This is a genomic window from Brevibacillus sp. MCWH (genome assembly GCF_013096935.1).
Lineage (GTDB): Bacteria > Bacillota > Bacilli > Brevibacillales > Brevibacillaceae > Brevibacillus > Brevibacillus aydinogluensis.
This window is the reverse complement of record NZ_SDLF01000046.1, coordinates 1-1,955: the sequence shown is the minus strand read 5'-3', so window position 1 is coordinate 1,955 and position 1,955 is coordinate 1. Positions and strand designations below refer to the sequence as shown.

The following is a 1,955-nucleotide window of genomic DNA, read 5'->3' as shown; positions in this document are numbered from 1 at the left end:
ACCCTACCGGGGCGCCCCTTCTCCCGAAGTTACGGGGCCATTTTGCCGAGTTCCTTAGCAAGAGTTCTCCCGCGCACCTTAGGATTCTCTCCTCGCCTACCTGTGTCGGTTTGCGGTACGGGCACCTCATTCCTCGCTAGACGCTTTTCTTGGCAGTGTGAAATCAGGGACTTCGGTACTTGCATTTCCCTCGCCATCACAGCTTGCCCTTGGCGGTGTGCGGATTTGCCTACACACCAGGCTTGCTGCTTGGACGGCCATCCAGCAGGCCGCTCGCCCTATCCTCCTGCGTCACGCCATTGCTCAAGCGGAATGGAGGTGGTACAGGAATATCAACCTGTTGTCCATCGCCTACGCCTTTCGGCCTCAGCTTAGGTCCCGACTAACCCTGGGAGGACGAGCCTTCCCCAGGAACCCTTAGGCTTTCGGTGGACAAGATTCTCACTTGTCTTTTCGCTACTTACACCGGCATTCTCACTTCCAAGCGCTCCACCGCTCCTTCCGGTACGGCTTCGCCGCTGCTTGGAACGCTCCCCTACCCAGTCCGAAGGACTGCCATAGCTTCGGTGGTACGTTTAGCCCCGTTACATTTTCCGCGCAGAGTCACTCGACCAGTGAGCTATTACGCACTCTTTAAATGGTGGCTGCTTCTAAGCCAACATCCTGGTTGTCTGGGCAACTCCACATCGTTTCCCACTTAACGTACACTTGGGGACCTTAGCTGATGGTCTGGGCTGTTTCCCTCTTGACGATGGATCTTAGCACTCATCGTCTGACTCCCGGACATAAGTCGTTGGCATTCGGAGTTTGACTGAGTTCGGTAACCCGATGAGGGCCCCTAGCCCAATCAGTGCTCTACCTCCAAGACTCTCATTCCGAGGCTAGCCCTAAAGCTATTTCGGGGAGAACCAGCTATCTCCGAGTTCGATTGGAATTTCACCGCTAGCCACACCTCATCCCCGCACTTTTCAACGTGCGTGGGTTCGGGCCTCCAGTAGGTGTTACCCTACCTTCACCCTGGACATGGCTAGATCACACGGTTTCGGGTCTACGGCAACGTACTGTCGCCCTGTTCAGACTCGCTTTCGCTGCGGCTCCGTCTCTTCGACTTAACCTCGCACGCTACCGTAACTCGCCGGTTCATTCTACAAAAGGCACGCCGTCACCCCTAAAACGGGCTCCGACTATTTGTAAGCACACGGTTTCAGGTTCTCTTTCACTCCCCTCCCGGGGTGCTTTTCACCTTTCCCTCACGGTACTGGTTCGCTATCGGTCGCTAGGGAGTATTTAGCCTTAGCAGATGGTCCTGCCAGATTCACACGGGATTTCACGTGTCCCGTGCTACTCGGGATCCGTCTCGGAGAGACACCTGTTTGGGTTACGCGACTGTCACGCTCTCTGGTCGGCCTTCCCAGACCGTTCACCTACAGGTGTCTTTTGTAACTCCACGTGAGACGTCCCACGACCCCGCAGAGTAAACCCTGCGGTTTAGGCTCTTCCGCGTTCGCTCGCCACTACTGACGGAATCACTGTTGTTTTCTCTTCCTCCGGCTACTTAGATGTTTCAGTTCACCGGGTGTGCCTTCACGTCACCTATGGATTCAGTGACGGATACCATCCCATTACGGATGGTGGGTTGCCCCATTCGGAGATCCCCGGATCAATGCGTGCTTACCGCTCCCCGAGGCTTATCGCAGTTCGCTGCGTCCTTCATCGGCTCCTAGCGCCAAGGCATCCACCGTGTGCCCTTAGTAACTTAACCACATAGGATTATCCTCAGCTTTCCATGCAGTATCCAGTTTTCAAGGAACGAAGTGCTGCTGCCGTCAGGCAGCCGCCTGGCAACGTCCTACTCTCCCGGCCCCCTTCGGGGCAAGTACCATCGGCGCTGGAGGGCTTAACGGCCGTGTTCGGAATGGGAACGGGTGTGTCCCCTCCGCCATCGTCACCAGACA

2 rRNA genes are annotated in these 1,955 nt (G+C 56.2%); both read right to left on the bottom strand.

From position 1 onward, the window contains the following. Window positions 1-1,762: ribosomal RNA gene (locus ETC00_RS19195) — 23S ribosomal RNA — on the bottom strand; the annotation flags it as partial. Between the two features lie 74 nt (window positions 1,763-1,836). After that, window positions 1,837-1,953, bottom strand: a 5S ribosomal RNA gene (gene rrf / locus ETC00_RS19190). Window positions 1,954-1,955 lie beyond the last annotated feature (2 nt).